The 24737-nt window shown below is 37.6% G+C and carries 22 protein-coding genes, 1 rRNA gene and 1 riboswitch; of the genes, 19 read left to right on the top strand and 4 right to left on the bottom strand.

Annotated elements, in window-relative coordinates; translation table 11 throughout:
- Positions 1-85 (top strand): 5S ribosomal RNA (gene rrf, locus ACQVV1_RS26115); the annotation flags it as partial.
- 43 nt (positions 86-128) lie between these two features.
- Here rrf and ACQVV1_RS26110 read toward each other — a convergent pair.
- A complete protein-coding gene (locus ACQVV1_RS26110; RefSeq protein ID WP_431169714.1) occupies positions 129-347 on the bottom strand; it encodes a hypothetical protein in 219 nt (72 codons plus the stop codon).
- Between the two features lie 387 nt (positions 348-734).
- Positions 735-836: riboswitch (purine riboswitch) on the top strand.
- Positions 837-946: 110 nt separating this feature from the next.
- On the opposite strand from ACQVV1_RS26110, the gene purE reads away from it, so the two are divergent.
- The 12 genes from purE (at position 947) to purD (ending at position 13855) form a co-directional block, all read left to right on the top strand.
- The gene (gene purE / locus ACQVV1_RS26105) at positions 947-1432 is read left to right on the top strand and encodes a 5-(carboxyamino)imidazole ribonucleotide mutase (protein ID WP_000839367.1); all 486 of its coding nucleotides are present in this window, start codon (positions 947-949) and stop codon (positions 1430-1432) included.
- Positions 1429-2580 carry a 5-(carboxyamino)imidazole ribonucleotide synthase gene (purK, locus tag ACQVV1_RS26100; RefSeq protein WP_063221556.1) on the top strand — a complete coding sequence of 384 codons (1152 nt, stop codon included), beginning with the start codon at positions 1429-1431 and terminating at the stop codon, positions 2578-2580. Before purE ends, purK begins: the two co-directional genes overlap by 4 nt.
- On the top strand, positions 2577-3884 hold the full coding sequence (purB, locus tag ACQVV1_RS26095; RefSeq protein WP_060629311.1) for an adenylosuccinate lyase: 1308 nt from the start codon (positions 2577-2579) through the stop codon (positions 3882-3884). Before purK ends, purB begins: the two co-directional genes overlap by 4 nt.
- 88 nt (positions 3885-3972) lie before the next feature.
- Positions 3973-4692, top strand: a complete 720-nt coding sequence (gene purC, locus ACQVV1_RS26090; protein ID WP_309259626.1) for a phosphoribosylaminoimidazolesuccinocarboxamide synthase — start codon at positions 3973-3975, stop codon at positions 4690-4692.
- On the top strand, positions 4685-4939 hold the full coding sequence (purS, locus tag ACQVV1_RS26085) for a phosphoribosylformylglycinamidine synthase subunit PurS (protein ID WP_063221558.1): 255 nt from the start codon (positions 4685-4687) through the stop codon (positions 4937-4939). The genes purC and purS overlap by 8 nt, the downstream gene beginning before the upstream one ends.
- Positions 4936-5619 carry a phosphoribosylformylglycinamidine synthase subunit PurQ gene (purQ, locus tag ACQVV1_RS26080; RefSeq protein WP_048375606.1) on the top strand — a complete coding sequence of 228 codons (684 nt, stop codon included), beginning with the start codon at positions 4936-4938 and terminating at the stop codon, positions 5617-5619. The genes purS and purQ overlap by 4 nt, the downstream gene beginning before the upstream one ends.
- Positions 5603-7822 (top strand): phosphoribosylformylglycinamidine synthase II, encoded by a 2220-nt coding sequence (gene purL, locus ACQVV1_RS26075; protein WP_242256149.1) that lies wholly within the window; start codon positions 5603-5605, stop codon positions 7820-7822. Before purQ ends, purL begins: the two co-directional genes overlap by 17 nt.
- Positions 7807-9222: an amidophosphoribosyltransferase gene (gene purF, locus ACQVV1_RS26070; protein WP_000879028.1), complete on the top strand. Its 1416-nt coding sequence runs from the start codon at positions 7807-7809 to the stop codon at positions 9220-9222. The genes purL and purF overlap by 16 nt, the downstream gene beginning before the upstream one ends.
- Before the next feature lie 101 nt (positions 9223-9323).
- On the top strand, positions 9324-10364 hold the full coding sequence (purM, locus tag ACQVV1_RS26065) for a phosphoribosylformylglycinamidine cyclo-ligase (RefSeq protein WP_063221560.1): 1041 nt from the start codon (positions 9324-9326) through the stop codon (positions 10362-10364).
- Positions 10361-10948 (top strand): phosphoribosylglycinamide formyltransferase, encoded by a 588-nt coding sequence (gene purN, locus ACQVV1_RS26060; RefSeq protein ID WP_098557202.1) that lies wholly within the window; start codon positions 10361-10363, stop codon positions 10946-10948. The genes purM and purN overlap by 4 nt, the downstream gene beginning before the upstream one ends.
- A gap of 24 nt (positions 10949-10972) precedes the next feature.
- Positions 10973-12508 (top strand): bifunctional phosphoribosylaminoimidazolecarboxamide formyltransferase/IMP cyclohydrolase, encoded by a 1536-nt coding sequence (gene purH / locus ACQVV1_RS26055; RefSeq protein WP_063221562.1) that lies wholly within the window; start codon positions 10973-10975, stop codon positions 12506-12508.
- Positions 12509-12583: 75 nt separating this feature from the next.
- Positions 12584-13855, top strand: a complete 1272-nt coding sequence (gene purD / locus ACQVV1_RS26050) for a phosphoribosylamine--glycine ligase (RefSeq protein WP_242256145.1) — start codon at positions 12584-12586, stop codon at positions 13853-13855.
- Positions 13856-13891: 36 nt separating this feature from the next.
- Here the strand turns inward: purD and ACQVV1_RS26045 are convergent, their stop codons facing one another.
- The 3 genes from ACQVV1_RS26045 to ACQVV1_RS26035 all read right to left on the bottom strand — a co-directional run bounded on the left by ACQVV1_RS26045 (position 13892) and on the right by ACQVV1_RS26035 (position 15516).
- Positions 13892-14056, bottom strand: a complete 165-nt coding sequence (locus ACQVV1_RS26045) for a type II toxin-antitoxin system antitoxin (RefSeq protein ID WP_001085171.1) — start codon at positions 14054-14056, stop codon at positions 13892-13894.
- A gap of 16 nt (positions 14057-14072) precedes the next feature.
- A complete protein-coding gene (locus tag ACQVV1_RS26040; protein ID WP_242256143.1) occupies positions 14073-14918 on the bottom strand; it encodes an SPFH domain-containing protein in 846 nt (281 codons plus the stop codon).
- 220 nt (positions 14919-15138) lie between these two features.
- The gene (locus ACQVV1_RS26035) at positions 15139-15516 is read right to left on the bottom strand and encodes a YgaP family membrane protein (RefSeq protein WP_063221565.1); all 378 of its coding nucleotides are present in this window, start codon (positions 15514-15516) and stop codon (positions 15139-15141) included.
- Between the two features lie 312 nt (positions 15517-15828).
- Between ACQVV1_RS26035 and pcrB the strand changes: the two genes are divergently transcribed.
- From pcrB to pruA, 6 genes are all read left to right on the top strand, one after another.
- Entirely contained in the window at positions 15829-16518 is a 690-nt protein-coding gene (pcrB, locus tag ACQVV1_RS26030) for a heptaprenylglyceryl phosphate synthase (protein ID WP_063221566.1), read from the top strand.
- 12 nt (positions 16519-16530) lie between these two features.
- On the top strand, positions 16531-18774 hold the full coding sequence (pcrA, locus tag ACQVV1_RS26025; RefSeq protein ID WP_199677698.1) for a DNA helicase PcrA: 2244 nt from the start codon (positions 16531-16533) through the stop codon (positions 18772-18774).
- Positions 18775-18789: 15 nt separating this feature from the next.
- Positions 18790-20799, top strand: coding sequence for an NAD-dependent DNA ligase LigA (ligA, locus tag ACQVV1_RS26020; protein ID WP_063221567.1), 2010 nt, complete (start codon positions 18790-18792; stop codon positions 20797-20799).
- A gap of 16 nt (positions 20800-20815) precedes the next feature.
- The gene (locus tag ACQVV1_RS26015) at positions 20816-22000 is read left to right on the top strand and encodes a CamS family sex pheromone protein (RefSeq protein ID WP_431169712.1); all 1185 of its coding nucleotides are present in this window, start codon (positions 20816-20818) and stop codon (positions 21998-22000) included.
- Positions 22001-22096: 96 nt separating this feature from the next.
- Entirely contained in the window at positions 22097-22867 is a 771-nt protein-coding gene (locus ACQVV1_RS26010) for a TSUP family transporter (protein WP_000343967.1), read from the top strand.
- 154 nt (positions 22868-23021) lie between these two features.
- Positions 23022-24569: an L-glutamate gamma-semialdehyde dehydrogenase gene (pruA, locus tag ACQVV1_RS26005; protein ID WP_060629323.1), complete on the top strand. Its 1548-nt coding sequence runs from the start codon at positions 23022-23024 to the stop codon at positions 24567-24569.
- Positions 24570-24737 lie beyond the last annotated feature (168 nt).

Here is a 24737-nt window from a genome sequence, read left to right as displayed (position 1 = left end):
TTCCCATACCGAACACGGAAGTTAAGCTCTCTAGCGCCGATGGTAGTTGGGACCTTGTCCCTGTGAGAGTAGGACGTCGCCAAGCAAAAACCTAAGTCGATTCGACTTAGGTTTTTTTGTGTTTATTTTTACTTATTAAATGTCATAATCCATACATTTAATAATTGTAAAGAGGAAAAAAGAGTAAAAATGAGGCTATTCAAAGTAATAGTAATGATTTTTTGTTTTCTAGGTTTTCCGATTGCTCCTAAAATAATGCCTATGTTAGGAAACGTTATTTCTACCATAAGTATATATTTTAAATAATGAGAAAAAAAGTAGGATGATAGAAATAAGTATTCAATCATTATAGCAATGACTACGATACAAAGGAATAAATATGAAAAGAGTGTAGTTGTTTTTTCATTATTGTCCTTCTTATAAATCAAATGAATATAAACGATATGCTTTATCCCGCTATTTGCCGGACAGTAAGACCCTCACCTCAAAATTTAGCGACAGCAAAGAAGTTAGGTAGGGTTCAGGCTGTCCGTAAAAGCTCGATTGGTGTGAGCTAATAATCAGTGGGGTTGATAGATCTCTAGAAATATATATTCTAATTTCTTATCCTTCTTGCATATAGTTACAATTATTCTTTTGAATATAACTAAAACACGAACGTTATGAGTGACTAATAAAAAAACATTCGATTATTTATTGACATTGTTTATGAAATATTGTTAATATAGCCATAGAAAGAATAATATATAAGACCTCATATAATCGCGGGGATATGGCCTGCAAGTCTCTACCTAACGACCGTTATTCGTTAGACTATGAGGGAAAGTCACTCGGTATTTTTCTATTCACAAGGGATACGTATGCCTGAGTAGAGCACTTTCTCTCATAGTAAAAGAGAAACTGTTCTATTTCAGGCTTTTTTTATTTGAATCGGGGGGATTCTAATATGAAATCACTAGTTGGAGTCATAATGGGAAGCACGTCAGACTGGGAAACAATGAAATATGCTTGTGACATTTTAGATGAATTAAATATACCGTATGAGAAAAAAGTTGTATCCGCTCATCGGACTCCGGATTATATGTTTGAATATGCAGAGACGGCTCGTGAACGTGGATTGAAAGTTATTATTGCTGGAGCTGGTGGAGCAGCGCATTTACCAGGAATGGTTGCTGCGAAGACGAATCTTCCTGTGATCGGAGTTCCAGTTCAATCAAAAGCGTTAAACGGCTTAGATTCATTATTATCTATCGTCCAAATGCCAGGAGGGGTTCCAGTTGCAACTGTTGCAATTGGTAAGGCTGGTTCAACAAATGCTGGTTTACTTGCTGCACAAATACTTGGATCATTCCATGATGACATACATGATGCATTAGAATTGAGAAGAGAAGCAATTGAAAAAGATGTGCGCGAAGGTAGTGAGCTAGTATGACGAGAATCATTTTACCTGGAAAAACAATCGGTATTATTGGAGGCGGCCAGCTAGGAAGAATGATGGCATTGGCAGCTAAGGAGATGGGATATAAAATTGCTGTTTTAGATCCTACAAAACATTCACCATGTGCACAAGTTGCTGATATTGAAATTGTTGCATCATATGACGATTTAAAAGCAATTCAGCATTTAGCAGAGATCAGTGATGTTGTCACATATGAATTTGAGAATATTGATTATAGATGTTTACAATGGCTTGAAAAACATGCTTACTTACCGCAAGGCAGTCAGTTGTTAAGTAAAACGCAAAATCGTTTTACCGAAAAGAATGCAATTGAAAACGCGGGACTACCAGTAGCAACGTATAGATTGGTCCAAACTCAAGAGCAGCTTACTGAAGCAATCACCGAGTTATCATATCCTTCCGTCTTAAAAACAACGACAGGTGGATATGACGGGAAAGGGCAAGTTGTTTTAAGAAGTGAAGCTGACGTTGATAAAGCACGAAAGCTTGCGAATGCAGCAGAATGTATTTTAGAGAAATGGGTGCCTTTTGAAAAAGAAGTATCAGTTATTGTAATTCGTAGTGTAAGTGGTGAAACGAAAGTATTTCCGGTAGCAGAAAATATTCATGTAAATAACATTTTGCATGAATCTATCGTTCCAGCTCGCATTACAGAAGAACTTTCTCAAAAAGCAATTGCTTATGCAAGGGTGCTTGCGGATGAACTAGAACTTGTGGGAACACTAGCGGTAGAGATGTTTGCTACAGCTGATGGTGAGATTTATATTAATGAATTAGCACCAAGACCTCACAATTCAGGACACTATACACAGGATGCATGTGAAACGAGTCAATTTGGTCAACATATTCGAGCGATCTGTAATTTACCTCTTGGAGAAACAAATTTGTTAAAACCAGTTGTCATGGTAAACATTTTAGGCGAACATATAGAAGGGGTCCTAAGACAAGTGAATAGATTAACCGGGTGCTATTTACACTTGTATGGAAAAGAAGAAGCAAAAGCGCAGCGGAAAATGGGGCATGTTAATATTTTAAATGATAATATTGAAGTCGCTCTAGAAAAAGCGAAGAGTTTGCATATTTGGGACCATCAAGAACAACTGTTGGAGGGAAAAAGATGATTAGTCGTTATACACGCCCAGAAATGGGTGCAATTTGGACGGAAGAGAACAAATTTAAAGCGTGGTTAGAGGTTGAGATTTTAGCTTGTGAAGCATGGGCTGAGCTTGGCGATATTCCAAAAGAAGATGTTAAAAAAATTCGTGAGCATGCATCATTTGATATTGATCGTATTTATGAAATTGAAAAAGAGACACGTCATGACGTAGTTGCATTTACTCGTGCTGTATCAGAAACACCAGCATTAGGTGAAGAACGTAAATGGGTTCATTACGGTTTAACATCTACAGACGTAGTAGATACAGCGTTATCTTACATCTTAAAACAAGCGAATGAAATCATATTAAAAGACTTAGAAAACTTTGTAAGCATTTTAGCTAACAAAGCGAAAGAGCATAAATACACGATCATGATGGGAAGAACACATGGTGTTCATGCAGAACCAACAACATTTGGTTTAAAACTTGGTCTTTGGTATGAAGAAATGAAACGTAACGTAGAGCGTTTCAAACAAGCTGCAGATACTGTTCGCGTTGGTAAACTATCTGGTGCGGTTGGTACATACGCGAATATTGATCCATTCGTAGAAAAATTTGTTTGCGAAAACTTAGGATTAGAAGCAGCGCCAATTTCAACACAAACATTGCAACGTGATCGCCATGCTCATTACATGTCAACACTTGCATTAATCGCAACATCTATCGAAAAGATGGCAGTTGAGATTCGTGGTTTACAAAAGAGTGAAACACGCGAAGTGGAAGAAGCTTTCGCAAAAGGTCAAAAAGGTTCTTCTGCAATGCCACATAAACGTAATCCAATTGGATCTGAAAATATGACTGGTTTAGCTCGTGTTATCCGCGGTTATATGATGACAGCTTATGAGAATGTTCCATTATGGCATGAGCGCGATATTTCGCACTCTTCGGCAGAACGCGTAATTTTACCAGATGCTACAATCGCGTTAAATTACATGTTAAATCGCTTTGGTAATATCGTTAAAAACTTAACTGTATACCCAGAGAATATGAAACGCAATATGACAAGAACATACGGCTTAATTTATTCTCAACGAGTAATGCTTACGTTAATCGACAAAGGTATGGTACGTGAAGAAGCTTACGATATCGTACAGCCTAAAGCGATGGAAGCTTGGGAAACACAAGTACAATTTAAAGAACTTGTAGAAGCTGATGAGCGTATCACAAGCAAATTAACACAAGAAGAAATTAATGAATGCTTCAACTATGAGCATCATATGCAACACGTTGATACAATCTTTGAACGCCTTGGATTAAACGAAGCGTAAAATTTCATATGGCACAGAATAGAGTCATTCTGTGCCATTCTTTATAAAAACATTATTCACATTTTTCAAACTACAGGGGGCTTGCGAAATGCAAAAGCTAGAATTGCTGTATGAAGGTAAGGCAAAAAGAATTTATCGTACAGAATCAGCAGATATGGTTTGGGTAGAGTACAAAGATAGTGCGACTGCTTTCAATGGGGAGAAAAAAGAGACGATTACAGGAAAAGGTCGTTTGAACAATGAGATTACAACTTTATTGTTCAGAAAGTTACAAGAAGTAGGAATTAAAACACACTTTGTTGAGAAGTTATCTGTTACAGAACAACTTGTTAAAAAAGTGAGTATTATTCCTTTAGAAGTTGTCACTAGAAATGTAATTGCAGGAAGTCTTTCAAAACGATTAGGAATGGAAGAGGGAACTGTACTTGCAGAACCAATCGTAGAATTTTACTTCAAAGATGATGATTTAGGAGATCCGCTTGTAACGGAAGATCATATTCGTGTATTAAACGTTGCATCGCCAGAGCAAGTAAGCGTATTACGAGATATGGCTCTACAAATCAATCAAGTGTTGATTGATCATTTCGCAAGCTGTCGTGTAAGGTTAGTAGATTTTAAATTAGAGTTTGGTGTAACCGATGAAGGAGAAATCATTTTAGCAGATGAAATTTCACCAGATACTTGCCGTTTATGGGATGAAACGAGCAATGAAAAGTTTGATAAAGACGTATTCCGTCGCGGTCTTGGAAATTTAACAGATGCTTATGAAGAGATTTTAAAACGTTTAGGGGGAATTTCACATGTATAAAGTTAAGGTATATGTAACATTAAGAGAAAGCGTATTAGATCCACAAGGAACAGCGGTAAAAGGCGCACTTCATAGTCTTTCATTTACAGAAGTACAAGACGTTCGAATCGGAAAGTACATGGAACTAACAATTGATAAATCAGTATCTGATCTTGATACAAAGGTAAAGGAAATGTGTGAAAAACTATTAGCAAACGTTGTAATGGAAGACTTCCGTTATGAAGTTGAGGAGGTTGTCGCACAGTGAAATTTGCAGTAATAGTATTTCCGGGTTCGAACTGTGATGTCGATATGTTCCATGCAATTAAAGATGAGCTTGGCGAAGAAGTAGATTACGTTTGGCACGATACAGAGAATTTAGATGAATATGATGCAATTTTACTACCAGGTGGATTCTCTTACGGTGACTACTTACGCTGCGGTGCTATTTCTCGCTTTGCGAATGCAATGAAAGCAGTGCAAAAAGCTGCTGAACAAGGAAAGCCGATTTTAGGCGTATGTAATGGATTCCAGATTCTTGTTGAATCAGGATTACTACCAGGAGCATTAATGAGAAACGAAAACTTAAAATTTATGTGCCGCACTGTTCAGTTGCGTGTTGAAAATAATGAAACGATGTTTACATCACAATATGAAAAAGATGAAGTAATCAACATTCCAATCGCACATGGTGAGGGGAATTACTATTGTGATGAAGAAACTCTTAAAAGATTAGAAGAGAATAATCAGATTGCATTCCGTTACGTAGAAAATCCGAACGGTAGCGTATCAGATATTGCTGGTATCGTAAATGAAAAAGGAAACGTACTTGGTATGATGCCGCACCCAGAGCGTGCTGTAGATGAATTACTTGGCGGTGCTGAAGGGTTAAAAGTCTTTCAATCTATCTTAAAACAGTGGAGGGAAACATATGTCGTTAATGCTTGAACCAAATCCAACACAAATTAAAGAAGAGCGTATATATGCGGAAATGGGGCTAACAGACGAAGAGTTTGCCATGGTTGAAAAGATTTTAGGTCGTCTGCCAAATTATACAGAAACAGGATTATTCTCTGTTATGTGGTCTGAACATTGTAGTTATAAAAATTCAAAACCAGTGCTTCGAAAATTCCCAACAACAGGTGAGCGTGTTCTGCAAGGGCCTGGGGAAGGTGCTGGAATTGTAGACATCGGTGATAATCAAGCGGTTGTATTTAAAATGGAAAGCCATAACCATCCTTCAGCTATTGAACCATATCAAGGAGCAGCAACAGGCGTGGGTGGTATTATCCGTGACGTATTCTCTATGGGAGCGCGTCCAGTAGCTCTATTAAACTCACTTCGATTTGGGGAGTTACAATCACCACGTGTGAAATATTTATTCGAAGAAGTAGTAGCAGGGATTGCAGGATACGGTAACTGTATCGGTATTCCGACTGTTGGCGGCGAAGTACAATTTGATCCATGTTATGAAGGAAATCCACTTGTAAATGCAATGTGTGTAGGCTTAATTAACCACGAAGACATTAAAAAAGGGCAGGCACACGGAGCTGGAAATACGGTAATGTACGTAGGAGCATCTACTGGTCGTGACGGTATTCACGGTGCAACATTTGCATCTGAAGAACTATCTGAAAGCTCGGAAGCGAAGCGTCCAGCAGTTCAAGTAGGGGATCCATTTATGGAGAAACTTCTTATTGAAGCTTGCTTAGAACTTATTCAGTCGGACGCACTTGTTGGAATTCAAGATATGGGAGCTGCCGGTTTAACTTCATCTTCTGCAGAAATGGCGAGTAAAGCAGGTATGGGTATTGAAATGTACTTAGATGATGTACCACAGCGTGAAACAGGAATGACTCCATATGAAATGATGCTATCTGAATCACAAGAGCGTATGCTAATCGTTGTGAAAAAAGGTAGAGAACAAGAAATAGTAGATTTATTTGAGAAGTATGGCCTTGCAGCAGTTACGATGGGGAAAGTAACAGAAGATAAAATGCTTCGTTTATTCCATAAAGGTGAAAAGGTAGCGGAAGTGCCAGCAGATGCTTTAGCAGAAGAAGCACCAATTTATTATAAGCCATCAAAAGAAGCGGCATACTTTGCTGAATTCCAAGCAATGAAAATGGAAACGCCAAAAGTAGAAGATTATAAAGAAACGTTATTTGCTTTATTACAGCAACCAACCATTGCAAGTAAAGAGTGGGTTTATGATCAATATGATTATCAAGTACGCACAAGCACAGTTGTTGCACCAGGTTCAGATGCAGCAGTTGTACGTGTACGCGGTACAGAAAAAGGATTAGCGATGACGACAGATTGTAACTCTCGCTATATTTACTTAGATCCAGAAATGGGCGGTAAAATTGCAGTAGCAGAGGCAGCTCGTAATATCGTATGTTCTGGCGGAGAGCCACTTGCAATTACAGATTGCTTAAACTTTGGTAACCCAGAAAAACCAGAGATCTTCTGGCAAATTGAGAAATCAGTAGATGGTATGAGTGAAGCTTGTCGTACATTACAAACGCCAGTTATCGGCGGAAACGTATCGATGTATAACGAGCGTAGTGGGGAAGCGGTATATCCAACACCGACTGTTGGGATGGTCGGTCTTGTACATGACTTAAAACACGTAACAACACAAGAGTTTAAGCAAGCTGGTGATTTAGTTTATGTAATCGGTGAGACGAAAGCTGAGTTTGGTGGAAGTGAATTACAGAAAATGATTCACGGCAAAATTTTCGGTCAATCACCAAGCATCGATTTAGATGTAGAATTAAAACGCCAAAAACAAGTATTAGAAGCAATTCAAGCTGGCCTTATTCAATCAGCACATGATGTTGCTGAAGGTGGTTTAGCAGTTGCAATTTCTGAAAGTGCAATTGGTGCTAACGGCTTAGGTGCTACTGTGAAATTAGTTGGAGAAGCAACAGCTGCATTATTTGCTGAATCACAATCTCGCTTCGTTTTAACTGTAAAACGTGAAAATAAAGAAGCATTCGAGAAAGCGGTAGAAGCAATTCAAGTTGGAGAAGTGACAAATACAAATGAAGTAACAATTCATAATGAAGAGAATGAAGTATTGCTTACAGCAAATGTAGATGAAATGAGAAAGGCTTGGAAAGGGGCAATCCCATGCTTGCTGAAATAAAGGGGTTAAATGAAGAATGTGGCGTCTTTGGAATTTGGGGGCATGAAAATGCGGCACAAGTTTCATACTACGGATTGCACAGTTTACAGCACCGTGGGCAAGAAGGCGCAGGCATTGTCGTAAATAATGGGGAAAAAATCGTCGGTCACAAGGGGTTAGGTTTAATATCGGAAGTGTTTTCAAGAGGTGAGCTAGAAGGATTGAACGGAAAATCAGCAATCGGACACGTACGATACGCGACGGCTGGTGGAAGTGAAGTAGCTAACGTTCAACCATTATTATTCCGTTTTTCTGATCATAGTATGGCATTAGCTCATAACGGAAATTTAATTAATGCAAAAATGCTTCGCCGCGAATTAGAGGCAGAGGGAAGTATTTTTCAAACGAGTTCAGATACAGAAGTACTTTTACATCTTATTAAGCGTAGTACGAAAGATTCTTTAATTGAAAGTGTAAAAGAGGCACTAAATAAAGTGAAAGGTGCGTTTGCATACCTTTTACTAACTGGAAATGAAATGATTGTTGCGCTAGATCCAAATGGGTTCCGTCCTCTTTCAATTGGAAAGATGGGTGATGCTTACGTTGTAGCATCAGAAACATGTGCTTTCGATGTAGTAGGTGCAACATACATTCGTGATGTAGAACCGGGTGAATTACTTATCATCAATGATGAAGGAATTCACGTAGATCGTTTTACAAATGAAGTAGATCATGCAATTTGTAGTATGGAGTACATTTACTTTGCACGTCCGGATTCTAATATTGCAGGTATTAACGTCCATGCAGCACGTAAAAACATGGGGAAACGTTTGGCGGCAGAAGCTCCTATTGAAGCTGATGTTGTTACTGGTGTGCCAGACTCTAGTATTTCAGCAGCAATTGGTTATGCGGAGGCGACAGGTATTCCGTATGAGTTAGGACTAATTAAAAATCGTTACGTTGGACGTACGTTTATTCAACCTTCTCAAGAACTGCGAGAGCAAGGGGTTAAGATGAAACTTTCAGCAGTAAGAGGTGTAGTTGAAGGAAAACGAGTTGTTATGATTGACGATTCTATCGTAAGAGGAACAACAAGTAAACGAATTGTTCGTATGCTTCGCGAGGCTGGAGCGACAGAAGTCCACGTAAGAATTGCGTCACCACCTCTGAAATATCCATGCTTCTATGGCATTGATATTCAAACGAGAAAAGAATTAATTGCAGCAAATCATACAGTAGAAGAAATTCGTGAAATAATCGGTGCAGATTCATTAACATTTTTAAGCGAAGATGGATTAGTAGATGCAATTGGACGTCCATATGAAGGGAAATATGGCGGTCTATGTATGGCTTACTTCAATGGAGACTATCCAACAGCACTTTATGATTATGAGCAAGAGCTTTTAGAAAGTATGAAATAAGAAGAAAAAAGCTTCTACTTCTTTTGAGGTAGAAGCTAGCTTCTTTCTTAAAACGGCCAGCCCTAGATAGGGAGAAATTAAAAGACGAGGTGTAGATAACGATGGCGAATGCATATAAGCAAGCGGGAGTAGATATTGAAGCTGGATATGAAGCGGTATCTCGCATGAAAAAACACGTACAAACAACTATGAGAAAAGAAGTACTAGGCGGTTTAGGCGGTTTTGGAGGTATGTTTGATCTATCAAAATTTGCATTAGAAGAACCTGTATTAGTATCTGGAACAGATGGTGTGGGAACGAAATTGATGCTCGCTTTTATGGCAGATAAACATGACACAATTGGTATTGATGCAGTAGCAATGTGTGTAAATGATATTGTTGTCCAAGGAGCAGAGCCGCTTTTCTTCCTTGATTATATTGCTTGTGGTAAAGCTGAACCTAGTAAAATTGAAAACATCGTCAAAGGTATATCAGAGGGCTGTCGCCAAGCAGGTTGTGCATTAATTGGTGGAGAAACAGCTGAAATGCCAGGAATGTATTCTACAGAAGAGTATGATTTAGCTGGCTTTACAGTTGGAATTGTTGATAAAAAGAAAATTGTAACAGGTGAAAAGATTGAAGCTGGTCACGTATTAATCGGCTTAGCATCTAGTGGTATTCATAGTAACGGTTATTCTTTAGTAAGAAAAGTATTGCTAGAAGATGGAGAACTATCTTTAGATCGTATTTACGGACGCTTAGAACTACCTCTCGGTGAAGAATTATTAAAACCAACGAAAATTTATGTCAAACCTATTTTAGAACTATTGAAGAAATATGAAGTATACGGTATGGCGCATATTACAGGTGGCGGATTCATTGAGAATATTCCACGTATGTTACCAGAAGGAATCGGTGCAGAAATTGAATTAGGATCTTGGCAAATTCAACCGATCTTCAGTTTACTTCAAGAAGTGGGAAAACTAGAAGAGAAAGAAATGTTCAATATTTTTAACATGGGTATTGGTATGGTAGTAGCAGTGAAGGAAGAAGAAGCAAAAGATATTGTTCGTCTTCTTGAAGAGCAAGGGGAAACAGCTCGTATTATTGGACGTACTGTACAAGGGGCTGGCGTTACCTTTAACGGGGGCACAGAACTATGAGTAGATTAGCAGTTTTTGCTTCTGGAAGCGGATCTAACTTTCAATCTCTCGTTAATGCAGTAGAAGAGAAAAGATTGGATGCAGAAATTAGTTTATTAGTATGTGATAAACCAGAAGCACGTGCTGTTGGTCGGGCGCATTATCATCATATTCCATGCTTCGCCTTTTCAGCGAAAGCATATGAGTCAAAAGAAGTGTTTGAAACAGAGATATTAAAGAAGCTAGAAGAATATAAAATTGATTATGTTATTTTAGCTGGATATATGCGTTTAATTGGGCCAACGTTACTAGAAGCATACGGCGGGAAGATTATTAATATTCATCCATCACTACTACCGAGTTTTCCAGGTAAAGATGCTGTTGGTCAAGCGTTAGAAGCAGGTGTGAAAATAACTGGAGTAACAATTCATTATGTAGATGCAGGTATGGATACAGGACCAATTATTGCGCAAGAAGCAGTAGTTGTTTCTGAAGGGGATACGAGAGAAAGCTTACAAAAGAAAATTCAACAAGTTGAACATAAATTATACGTAAATACAGTGAATCAAATTGTTCAATCTGTGAAAGAACCAACTGTTAACTAACATACAACCAGGGGTGAAGGATCAATGAAAAAGCGTGCATTAGTAAGTGTTTCAGATAAAACAGGAGTAGTAGAATTTGTTAAAGGTTTACTAGAACAAGGGATCGAAGTTATATCAACAGGTGGTACGAAAAAATTACTAGAAGAAAATGGCTTACAAGTAATCGGTATTTCTGAAGTAACTGGGTTCCCAGAAATTATGGACGGTCGTGTGAAAACATTACATCCAAATATCCATGGTGGTCTATTAGCAGTTCGCGATAATGAAACACATGTAGCGCAAATGAATGAATTAGGTATTCAACCAATTGACTTTGTTGTTGTTAACTTATACCCATTTAAAGAAACAATCGCTAAGCCTGATGTAACATTTGCTGATGCAATTGAAAATATTGATATCGGTGGCCCGACAATGATTCGCTCTGCAGCGAAAAATCATAAGTTTGTGTCTGTAATTGTAGATCCAGTAGATTATGATGTTGTATTAGCAGAACTGAAAGAGAACGGTGAAGTAACAGATGAAACGAAACGTAAATTAGCAGCGAAGGTATTCCGTCATACAGCAGCATATGATGCGCTAATTTCTAATTACTTAACAGAGCAAATGGGTGAAGAAAGTCCTGAAACATTAACTGTGACATTTGAGAAAAAACAAGACTTACGCTATGGAGAAAATCCACATCAAAAAGCGACTTTCTATAAAGCACCATTCGCAGCAACTTCTTCTGTTGCATATGCGGAACAATTACATGGTAAAGAATTATCTTATAACAATATCAATGATGCAGACGCAGCGCTTAGTATCGTAAAAGAATTTACAGAGCCAGCAGTAGTAGCGGTAAAACATATGAATCCATGTGGTGTTGGAGTAGGTACTGATATTCATGAAGCATATACACGCGCTTATGAAGCGGATCCAGTATCAATCTTTGGAGGAATTATTGCAGCGAATCGTGAAATCGACAAAGCTACAGCTGAAAAGTTACATGAAATTTTCTTAGAAATTATTATTGCACCTTCTTTCTCAAAAGAAGCTTTAGAAGTGTTGCAAGGTAAGAAAAACTTACGTTTACTAACTGTAAATATTGAAAAAGCGACAAGTGCAAGCAAAAAACTAACTTCTGTACAAGGTGGTCTTCTTGTTCAAGAGGAAGATACGTTATCATTAGATGAAAGTACAATTTCAATTCCGACGAAACGTGAACCGTCAGAGCAAGAGTGGAAAGATTTAAAACTAGCTTGGAAAGTTGTAAAACATGTGAAATCAAACGCAATTGTTTTAGCGAATGATAACATGACAGTTGGTGTAGGTGCAGGACAGATGAACCGCGTAGGTTCTGCAAAAATCGCAATTACACAAGCTGGCGAAAAAGCACAAGGTAGCGCACTTGCATCTGATGCTTTCTTCCCAATGCCAGATACAGTAGAAGAAGCAGCAAAAGCTGGTATTACAGCAATTATCCAACCAGGTGGATCAATTCGTGATGAGGATTCTATTAAAGTGGCAGATAAGTATGGGATTGCGATGGTGTTCACTGGCGTACGTCATTTCAAACATTAATAGAGTAATTTTAGAAGAAACAAACTAGGAGCATAGCTTCTAGTTTGTACTTATTTAAATATTGGGGGATGAAATATGAATGTTTTAGTAATCGGCCGCGGTGGGCGTGAGCATGCTTTAGCTTGGAAATTTGCACAGTCTGAAAAGGTAGAAAAAGTGTATGTAGCACCAGGTAATGAAGGTATGCGAGATGTTGCAACACCTGTTGATATTGATGAAAATGATTTTGATACATTGGTCTTATTTGCAAAAGAGAATAATGTTGAGTTAACTTTCGTTGGACCAGAAATTCCGCTTATGAATGGAATTGTTGATCGTTTTAAAGAAGAGGGACTTCGCGTATTTGGTCCGAATAAAGCGGCTGCTGTTATTGAAGGTAGTAAAGCTTTTACTAAAGAATTGATGAAAAAATATAATATTCCAACTGCGGCGTACGAAACTTTTACAGACTATGAAGAAGCAGTACAGTACATTGAAAAAGTTGGTGCACCAATTGTTATTAAGGCAGACGGCTTAGCGGCTGGTAAAGGTGTAACGGTAGCGATGACGCTTGAAGAAGCATTACAGGCTGTGAAAGAAATGCTACAAGATGTAAAGTTCGGTGAAGCAAGTAAGAAGGTCGTTATTGAAGAGTTTTTAGATGGACAAGAATTTTCATTAATGGCATTTGTGAATGGAACAACTGTGCATCCGATGGTAATTGCGCAAGATCATAAACGAGCTTTTGATGGTGATAAAGGTCCGAATACAGGCGGAATGGGTGCGTATTCCCCAGTACCACAAATTCCGGAATCAGCAGTTCAAGAGGCGATAAAAACGGTATTACATCCAACTGCTAAGGCGATGATTGCAGAAAACCGTTCGTTTACAGGTATTTTATACGCAGGTCTTATTTTAACAAATGATGGTCCAAAGGTAATTGAGTTTAATGCTCGCTTTGGTGATCCTGAAACGGAAGTTGTATTACCTCGCTTAGAAAATGATTTAGTTGATGTATGTAACGCTGTATTAGATGAGAGTGAACTAACGTTACAATGGTCAGAAGAAGCAGTTATTGGTGTTGTACTTGCTTCGAAAGGATACCCAGAAGCATATAAAAAAGGTGATATTATTAGCGGACTAGATGCATTGCAAGATGTGATTGTTTTCCATGCGGGTACAGCGATGAAGCATGGGGACTTTGTAACAAACGGTGGCCGTGTACTATTTGTTGCTTGTAAGGCGAATAGTTTACAAGAAGCGAAAGATAAGGTGTATAAAGAAATTGGTAAAATTGAGAGTGATGGTCTATTTTACCGAGGTGATATAGGGTATCGCGCCATTGGGCATGAGATGACGAGAAATTAATATGTGAAAAATCCCGCTGAGAAATCAGCGGGATTTTTATGCATCTTTATCCTTTTTCAATTTACCTTTTTGCTTTGCCATTTCTCGAAGTAAATACTCGATGTGTGCATTGACGCTACGAAACTCATCATTCGCCCATTTTTCGATGACTGCATGTAATTCAGGATCAATACGTAATGGAAAGCTTTTCTTTTTAGCCATAATGATTTAGAGCCTTTTAGTATAGGCTTCCTGTATTAATAACTGGTTGCGCACCTTTATCTGAAACGATGGCAACTAATAAGTTGTTCACCATACTCGCTTTACGCTCGTCATCGAGTTCCAGTACGCCTTCCTCATCTAACATATGGATTGAATCTTTCGCCATCTTCACAGCACCTTCAACAATTTCTTTTCTAGCAGCTAATACTGCTTTTGCTTGTTGACGTTGTAGCATTGCATGGGCAATTTCTGTTGCATAAGCTAAATGTGTTAAACGAGTTTCTAATACTTCTACGCCAGCGATTTCAAGGCGCGCCTCTAACTCGCGTTTTAATTCTTCGGAGATTTCTTCAGTATTTCCGCGTAACGTGATGCAAGTTTCATCTTGGAAATTGTCATAAGGATATTTTGTTGCGACGTGGCGGATTGCTGTTTCACTTTGAATTTCTACAAATCGATCGTAATGTTCAACACCGAACATTGCTTTTGCAGAATCCACAACTTTATATACGATGACGGCTGCAATTTCAATCGGATTTCCCTCAACATCGTTTACTTTTAATTTCTTACTATTAAAATTTTCAACACGTAACGATACAGTTTGACGGAATGCGAATGGAATCGTTAAAAATAAACCGTTTTGACGAATTGTTCCTAAATAATTACCGAAAAACGTAATGACTTTCGCTTGATTTGGTTGAACAATACCAATACCTGTAGCGATAACTACTGCTAAAAGAAGTGTGACTGCTGCTACTATGAAAATTTCTTGTACAAGGAAAAATACACCGATAGCGGCTAAAATTAAAATCCCGATAATACCGAGAAAACCATTTACATAAAAAACTTGTTTTTCTTTCATATGATCGCCTCCTGATATAAAAATGATATCACTTTTATATCATTTTAAGCAAGGGGTTTACACCTAATTTTCTGAATTTTATTGATTAGGTATCTCTTATGTACATTTTAAGATTAAAAACAAGAATGTACGTTCTGTTTTATGGTAAAATAAAGAAGACTTAACCGCCCACTGCAGCAGCTAAGTCCCTTTGAGAGCATCTTGCATCGTGACAAATGATTCAAAGCGGTTTTGCCAGGATTATATCTTCAATCGCTGACTCAATCTCTTTGTCAGAAGCGTCATAACTTCCATTTGACTTTGGTTTGTCGTGACTGGAAGTTTGATTCACTTCTTCTTTAGTATGTCCCTTTTCGGCAAAATTCATGCTAGGCATTTTAAATGCCCCCATATTCATGTATTTTCCGAATTTCCACATTTCAACAACAGGGCAGAAACGAACAATTCCCTCTGCAACTTTCATTGCACCAATCCATAGCAAGACGTTAGACCAAGTGCACCAAGGTTTGCGTACGAGTTTAGTTGCACTACAACCGAAGAGGACAAGTCCGAGTGTAATTCGAATTAGGGCATTTATTGTACCGATATTTTGCTTCATTAGAAAAACACTCCTTTTTATGAAAGTTGAAATAGATAATACTATTTCTTTTATTAGTATCCCGTTTGATTTTTGGGATATGTAATCCAACATTTGACGTGGAAAAAGATGTTGGAATGTGCGTGTGTGTAAGTAGCTTTTTTTGTTATAATGAAAGAATGCATAAAAGGAAATTCAAAATTAAATCCTCTCGTTTAAAAAATATGGAAGAGGTAATTCCAAACTTAATTCTCCGTTTTAAAACAATAATGATGAAAATAAACTGTTATTTTGAACAGAAATATATAACTCGAGAAAAGAAAGGGTGTTTTCATGTACGATATTTCCGGGTGGAAACATGTATTTAAGCTTGATCCAAATAAGGAGTTAAGTGATGAACATTTAGAGATGATTTGTGAGTCTGGAACAGATGCTGTTATTGTAGGCGGAAGTGATGGAGTGACAATTGATAATGTACTACACATGCTAGTTAGCATTCGTAGATATGCAGTTCCTTGTGTATTAGAGGTTTCTGATGTGGAAGCAATTACACCAGGATTTGATTTTTATTATATCCCAAGCGTTTTAAATAGCCGAAAGGTGGAATGGGTAACAGGTGTTCATCATGAGGCTTTGAAAGAATTTGGGGATATTATGGACTGGGACGAAATTTTCATGGAAGGATATTGTGTTTTAAATCCTGAAGCGAAAGTAGCCCAGCTTACAGATGCGAAATGTGATGTAACAGAGGATGATGTGATTGCATACGCGCGTTTAGCAGATAAGCTATTACGTTTACCGATATTTTATTTAGAATATAGCGGTACGTATGGCGACATTGAACTTGTTAAAAATGTAAAAGCAGAATTAAAACAAGCGAAGTTGTATTATGGCGGCGGTATTTCTAATGCAGAGCAAGCGAAAGAAATGGCGCAGTATGCTGATACAGTAGTTGTTGGAAATATTATTTATGATGATATAAAAGCAGCGTTAAAAACAGTTAAAGCAGTAAAAGGAGAGTAGGTGCAGGCGTATATGAGTACAACAGATAGGTTATTAAATGGTTTAAATCCGCAACAACAAAAAGCAGTACAAACAACAAATGGACCACTTCTATTAATGGCAGGTGCAGGTAGTGGTAAAACACGTGTGTTAACACATCGTATTGCGTATTTACTTGGTGAAAAAGGTGTAGCACCATGGAATGTACTAGCTATTACCTTTACAAATAAAGCAGCTCGTGAAATGCGCGAGCGTATTGATACACTTGTCGGACCAGAAGCAGAAGATATTTGGATTTCGACGTTCCACTCTATGTGTGTACGTATTTTACGACGTGATATCGATCGTATTGGTATTAATCGTAACTTTACAATCTTAGATTCAGGCGATCAGTTAACTGTAGTCAAAAAAATTATGAAAGAGCGTAATATTGATCCGAAGAAATTTGAGCCGCGCTCTATTTTAGCTGGTATTAGTAATGCGAAAAATGAATTGTTATCTGCAGATAAATATGCGAAAAAAATTACAATCGCTGATCCATATGAAAAATTAACGAGCGATGTATATACAGAATATCAAAAACGTCTTTTGAAAAATAATTCATTAGACTTTGATGATTTAATTATGACAACGATTCAGCTATTTGAACGTGTTCCAGAAGTACTAGAGTTTTATCAGCGTAAGTTCCAATATATTCACGTGGATGAGTATCAAGATACGAACAAAGCGCAGTACCTTCTTGTTAAACATTTAGCAGCACGTTTTAAAAATTTATGCGTTGTAGGTGACTCAGATCAATCTATTTACCGCTGGCGTGGTGCGGACATTTCCAACATTTTGTCATTCGAAAAAGACTATGAGAATGCGCAAGTTATTCTGTTAGAACAAAACTATCGTTCGTCACAAAATATTTTAAATGCAGCGAATGCTGTTATCGAAAAAAATACGAATCGTAAACCGAAGAAATTATGGACAGATAATCAAGTTGGAAGCAAAATCTCGTATTATCGTGCTGCAACGGAAAAAGACGAAGCATATTTTGTTGCGAAAAAAATTCGTGATGATATTCAAATGGGAAAACGAAAATATACTGATTTTGCAGTGTTATATCGTACAAATGCTCAGTCTCGTATGGTCGAGGAGATTTTCCTGAAATCTAATATTCCTTACAAAATCGTCGGCGGTACTAAGTTCTACGACCGTAAAGAGATTAAAGATATTTTGGCGTATTTACGTTTAATTGGGAATCCAGATGATGAGATTAGTTTCGCACGTATTATTAACATGCCAAAGCGCGGAATTGGTGCGACTTCTATCGATAAAATTATTAATTACGGTGTACAAAATGGAATTTCATTAACTGCTGTATTCGATGAGATTGAGCATGTTGGAGTAAGTGCAAAAATTACAAAGGCAGTAAAAGAATTCGCAGGTTTATTACACAACTGGGTAAATATGCAAGAGTATTTATCTGTTACAGAATTGGTAGAGGAAGTTATTGAAAAAACAGGCTATCGCGATATGTTGAAAAACGAGCGTACTTTAGAAGCAGAAGGTCGTTTAGAGAACTTAGATGAGTTTTTATCTGTTACACAAACATTTGAATCTCAAAGCGAAGATAAGAGTCTTGTTGCATTCTTAACAGACTTAGCGCTTGTTGCTGACATTGATCGTGTAGATGAAGATCCAACTGCTGGTGAGGAAGTTATTTTAATGACGATGCACTCAGCAAAAGGATTAGAATTCCCAGTTGTCTTTATTGTAGGTTTAGAGGAAGGAATATTCCCTCATACACGTTCTCTAATGGAAGAAGATGAAATGCAAGAAGAGCGTCGTCTCGCTTATGTAGGTATTACTCGTGCAGAAGAAGAGTTATATTTATCCAATGCACAAATGCGTACTTTATTTGGTAGAACAAGTATGAATGCCGCATCTCGATTTATTACAGAAATCCCGGCAGAATTAGTGGAATCATTAAATGAAACAGCGCCGAAGCGTGAAACTTCGTTTGGGGCAAAAGGAAGAACGACAAGTACAAGTAAAACGACAACTACCACACGTTCTCGTTCAGCTTTCGCGCGTCCTGCAGCTAAGACAACAGGTGGCGAACAAATCGGCTGGGCAGTAGGCGATAAAGCTTCCCACCAAAAATGGGGAGTCGGTACAGTTGTAAGTGTAAAAGGTGAAGGTGATGCAAAAGAATTAGATATTGCGTTCCCAAGCCCAATTGGTGTTAAACGTTTGTTAGCAAAATTTGCACCTGTGACGAAACAATAGGAAAGGAATGAGGATATGTCAAAAGAGATAGCAAAAAAACGTATAGAAGAACTGCGTGATTTGTTAAATACATTTAACTATCAGTATCACGTATTAGACAATCCTTCTGTTTCTGATGCGGAGTATGACCGTAATATGCAGGAGCTTATAAAATTAGAAGCAGAGAACCCAGAATTTATGAGTGAAGACTCTCCCTCCGTTCGCGTTGGGGGAGCTATTCTTGATATATTTGAAAAAGTAACACATAAGTCACCAATGTTAAGTTTAGGGAATGCATTTAACGAAGGAGATTTACGCGATTTTGACCGCAGAGTACGTCAAGGAATTGATGGTGCGAATGTAAGATATATATGCGAATTAAAAATTGACGGGCTTGCTGTTTCGCTTCATTATGAAAAAGGACGCTTTATTCAAGGAGCGACACGTGGTGATGGTGTAACAGGGGAAGATATTACTCAAAATTTAAAAACGATTAAAGCGATCCCGCTTCGTTTAAATGAAGAAGTAACGTTAGAAGCACGAGGCGAAGCTTATATGCCGAAGCGTTCATTCGTTAAGTTAAATGAAGAAAAAGAACAAAATGGTGAAGATGTATTTGCGAATCCGCGTAATGCGGCAGCAGGTTCAATACGCCAACTTGATCCAAAAATTGCAGCGAAGCGTAATTTATCTATGTTTGTATACGGTCTTGCGAATGTAGAAGAAAAAACAATTCCATCACATAGTGAATCGCTTGATTTCTTAGGTGAACTTGGATTCAAAACAAATCCAAATCGTCGTACATGTGAAACAATTGAAGAAGTTATAGCTTATGTTGAAGAATGGCAAGAAAAACGTCCGCATCTTGATTATGAGATTGATGGAATCGTGATAAAAGTAGACGATGTTGCTCTTCAAGAAAGCTTAGGAACTACAGCAAAGAGTCCAAGATGGGCAATCGCTTATAAATTCCCAGCTGAAGAAGTTGTAACAAGATTAACAGGTATTGAATTAAGTGTTGGCCGTACAGGTGTTGTAACACCAACTGCAGAGCTAGAGCCAGTGCGAGTGGCTGGTACTATCGTTCGTCGTGCTTCTTTACATAACGAGGATTTAATTCGCGAAAAAGATATTCGAATTGGTGACTACGTTGTTGTGAAGAAGGCCGGAGATATTATTCCTGAAGTTGTGAACGTTATTTTTGATAAGCGTACTGGTGAGGAAGAAGAATATCATATGCCAACGCATTGTCCAGCATGTGAGAGTGAACTAGTTCGTTTAGAAGAAGAGGTAGCACTTCGTTGTATAAATCCAACTTGTCCAGCTCAAATTCGAGAAGGGCTAATCCATTTCGTTTCAAGAAATGCAATGAATATTGATGGACTTGGAGAACGTGTCATTACACAACTCTTTGATGCTGATTATATTCGTACATTTGCTGATTTATATTCGTTGACGAAAGAGCAATTATTGGAACTAGAACGATTCGGTGAAAAATCAGCAACGAATTTAGTACAAGCAATTGAGAATTCTAAAGAGAACTCATTAGAGCGATTATTATTTGGTCTTGGAATTCGCCATGTTGGAGCGAAAGCAGCACGTACATTTGCTGAGCATTTCGAAACGATGGATGCGCTTGTGAAGGCAACGGAAGAAGAATTAAAAGCAATTAATGAAATTGGCGAAAAAATGGCTCAATCCGTCGTAACGTATTTCGATAATGAAGACGTATTAGAGTTATTACAACAATTTAAAGAATACGGAGTGAACATGACATACAAAGGCATAAAAATTGCTGATTTACAAAACGTTGAGTCGTACTTCGCTGGAAAAACTGTCGTTTTAACGGGGAAATTAGAAATTATGGGACGTAGTGAAGCGAAGAAAAAAATTGAGGCATTAGGTGGAAAAGTAACCGGAAGTGTTAGTAAAAGTACGGATTTGGTTGTTGCAGGTGAAGCGGCAGGTTCGAAATTAGCACAAGCGGAGAAGCATAATGTTGAGGTTTGGAATGAAGAGAGGTTCTTACAAGAGCTAAATAAGTAAGAGGTGCAAACTTACCATGAAAAAAATAGCATTAGCGGTATTAAGCCTTGGTCTACTTGTAAGTGGGTGTAGCGCAGGTGCCGACAAAGATGAAAAAGTGGTTGAGAAATCGGGGAAAGCAAAAGAGCAATCAGTTGTTCCAAAATACGCTATTTCAGATGAATATTATAAGACGACTGTTCCATTTGATGGTGGAGAAGCACGCGGGTTAGTTGTGCAAGGATTAAATAGTCGCCTTGATATAGATGAGTTTGAAACAGGATTAATGCGAATTGCGAAAGAATCATTTAGTACGAAAGATAATGTTTTAAAAGGCGGAAAGTTCCTAAATACTCAGTATATACAGATGCTTGTTAAAAGAAAACGTACAGATGCAGAACAAAAGGAACTAGAAGATAAATTAAAAAAAGATGCGGTTAACTTCCCGAATATAGGGTTAAATCCCGCATTAGGTGCAGGATCCGAATCAATAGAAGTGAAAAATAACAAAAGTCCAATATATATTTCAAATATTTTAGAGCATGATTATTATGTGAACAAAAATGAGCTTAGTGGCATTGTAGTTGGATTAGCGATGAATTCGGTTCATTATTACGAGGAAGAGCATGGTTATCCACGTGAGGCTAAAATCGAGCAAGAAAAAATGTTAGCTGAAGGGAAAAAAATGGCGCAAGAAATCTTGAAAGTTATGCATCAAAAGGACGCTGAGACAAAAACTGTTCCGATTACATTTGCAATTTATCGTCAATCTCCAAAATCTTCGCTCGTACCAGGTAATTTTGTTTCTTATGCAAATGTAGAAAAAGGTAGTGAAACGGTTGAGGATTGGAAACAAATTAATGAGAAATATTATTTGTTCCCATCTGAACAAGCGAAAACAGATAATAAACGTGAAGATCTGGCGAGAGTATCAAACTTTAAAGCAAAACTAAGCGATTATTTCCAAGGCGACTATACAGCTGTTATCGGTACTGGTATGTATAGAGACGATGAATTAAGAGAAATAAAGCTTGATATTCCTGTCCAATTTAATGGGAAAGCAGAAATAATTGGCTTTACACAATATGTAGCCGGGCTTGTTATGGAATACTTCCCGAATTATATGAGGGTGCAAGTAACGATTAAATCTGTAGAACGCCCAGAAGCGATTATTATACGTGAAGCGAAGCAAGATGAACCGTTTGTGAAAATTTTAGATTAAATAGGAGGGCCGTTCCTTTATGGAACGGCTTTTTTTCTCGATAAATTTTGTTATAATTTAAAATGTTATAAAAAATGGGGGTAAGGGGTAAAGCGCATGGACGAACTAAGTTTTCAAGTCATTATTTTATTAATTGCATTCGGATTTTTAGCAGCGTTTATTGATTCAGTTGTTGGCGGTGGAGGATTAATTTCACTTCCGGCACTTATGTTTGTTGGTTTACCACCAGCTTCGGCCATTGCAACGAATAAATTAGCTGCAACGATGGGGACGTTTACGAGTGCAATTTATTTTATTCGATCGGGAAAGGTCGATTTTAAAATTGTAGGAAAGTTAATCCCGTTAACTGTTATAGGAGCAGTCGCAGGTGCTTTAGTAGTAAAGTTTATTCCGCCGGATATTTTACGTCCGTTAGTGCTTGTTATGTTGGTATTCATTGCCATTTATATTATTGCGAAAAAGGATTGGGGAAGTGTATCTACCTATAAGAAGATGACGAAAAGAAAAACATTAATATTTTTCTTTGTTATTTTAATGATAGGGTTTTACGATGGATTTTTTGGACCAGGGACAGGATCCTTTTTAATTTTTGCATTTTTATTAATTGGTTTGGATTTTATTCAAGCGGCAGCATCTGGAAAACTTTTGAACTTTGTTAGTAATATCGTATCGTTAATTACTTTTTTATTTTTAGATGTAATTCATTTTGAATACGGTATTATTATGGGATTATCGATGATTTTGGGTGCTTATTTTGGATCGAAGTTTGCAGTTCAAAAAGGTGTTGGATATGTAAGGACTTTATTTTTATTAGTTACTATATTATTGATCGGAAAAAATGTTTTGGAATATACTCATATTTTGTAGATTCATACGCATGTATGAATCTCTTTTTTTTATTATATTTTAAAAATTTATTAATTTTTAAAATATAAGTCTAGGAATATTTGAATAAATCTAAATTATCGTGTAGAATAATGTTGTAAAATGTAAACGTTTTTCTAAGGGGAGGCTAAAAATAATGGTAGTAGCATACAAACATGAGCCATTTACAGATTTTTCAGTGGAGGCTAACAAATTAGCGTTTGAAGAAGGTTTAAAGAAAGTAGAATCTTATCTTGGACAAGACTATCCATTAATTATTGGGGGAGAAAAAATCACTACAGAAGACAAAATTGTTTCTGTAAACCCTGCAAATAAAGAGGAACTTGTTGGTCGTGTTTCAAAAGCAAGCCGTGAGTTAGCTGAAAAAGCAATGCAAGTAGCGGATGAAACATTCCAAACTTGGAGAAAATCAAAGCCAGAAATGCGTGCAGACATTTTATTCCGTGCTGCAGCAATCGTTCGTCGCAGAAAACATGAATTCTCTGCTATTCTTGTAAAAGAAGCAGGTAAACCATGGAATGAGGCAGATGCTGATACAGCAGAAGCAATCGACTTTATGGAATATTATGGTCGTCAAATGTTAAAATTAAAAGACGGTATTCCAGTAGAAAGCCGTCCAATTGAATATAATCGTTTCTCTTACATTCCATTAGGAGTAGGTGTTATCATTTCTCCTTGGAACTTCCCATTCGCAATTATGGCAGGTATGACAACAGCTGCTTTAGTTTCTGGTAACACAGTATTACTAAAACCAGCTAGTACAACTCCTGTAGTAGCAGCGAAATTCATGGAAGTATTAGAAGAAGCTGGCTTACCTGCTGGCGTAGTAAACTTCGTTCCAGGTAATGGTTCTGAAGTTGGTGACTACTTAGTAGATCACCCTCGTACACGCTTCGTGAGTTTCACTGGATCTCGCGATGTAGGTATCCGTATTTATGAGCGTGCAGCGAAAGTAAACCCAGGCCAAATTTGGTTAAAACGTGTTATCGCTGAAATGGGTGGTAAAGATACAATCGTTGTTGATAAAGAAGCAGATCTTGAATTAGCAGCTAAATCTATCGTTGCATCAGCATTCGGATTCTCAGGACAAAAATGTTCTGCATGTTCACGTGCAGTAATCCATGAAGATGTATACGATCACGTATTAAATCGTGCTGTTGAATTAACGAAAGAATTAACAGTTGCTAACCCAGCTGTATTAGGTACAAACATGGGTCCTGTTAATGACCAAGCTGCATTCGATAAAGTAATGAGCTATGTTGCAATTGGTAAAGAAGAAGGTAGAATCTTAGCTGGTGGCGAAGGAGACGATTCTAAAGGCTGGTTTATCCAACCAACAATCGTTGCTGACGTTGCAGAAGATGCTCGCTTAATGAAAGAAGAAATCTTCGGACCAGTAGTAGCATTCTGTAAAGCAAAAGACTTTGATCATGCACTTGCAATTGCAAACAATACAGAATACGGTTTAACAGGTGCTGTTGTTACTAACAACCGTGACCATATTGAAAAAGCACGTGAAGACTTCCACGTAGGTAACTTATACTTCAACCGTGGATGTACTGGTGCAATCGTAGGTTACCAACCATTCGGTGGCTTTAACATGTCTGGTACAGACTCTAAAGCTGGTGGCCCTGACTACTTAGCACTTCACATGCAAGCAAAAACTACTTCTGAAACTTTATAAGAAATAGTAGAAGAGATCTTCGCAGTTTGCGAAGATCTCTTTTTTTTGAAAAACTTTCTATATGTGTATTAAGATAGATATCGGTAGAAAAACTAATAAAGTAATAAGGTTTAATTCAGTAAAATAAGGTATATTTATATTTGTTGAATAGGTTGTCTTTAAAGAAAA

Origin of the sequence: Bacillus basilensis, assembly GCF_050630465.1 — a bacterium.
In the GTDB taxonomy this organism is placed as follows: Bacteria; Bacillota; Bacilli; order Bacillales; family Bacillaceae_G; genus Bacillus_A; species Bacillus_A basilensis.
The sequence above is the reverse complement of the archived record's forward strand: the minus strand, read 5'-3'. Positions and strand labels throughout refer to the sequence as shown.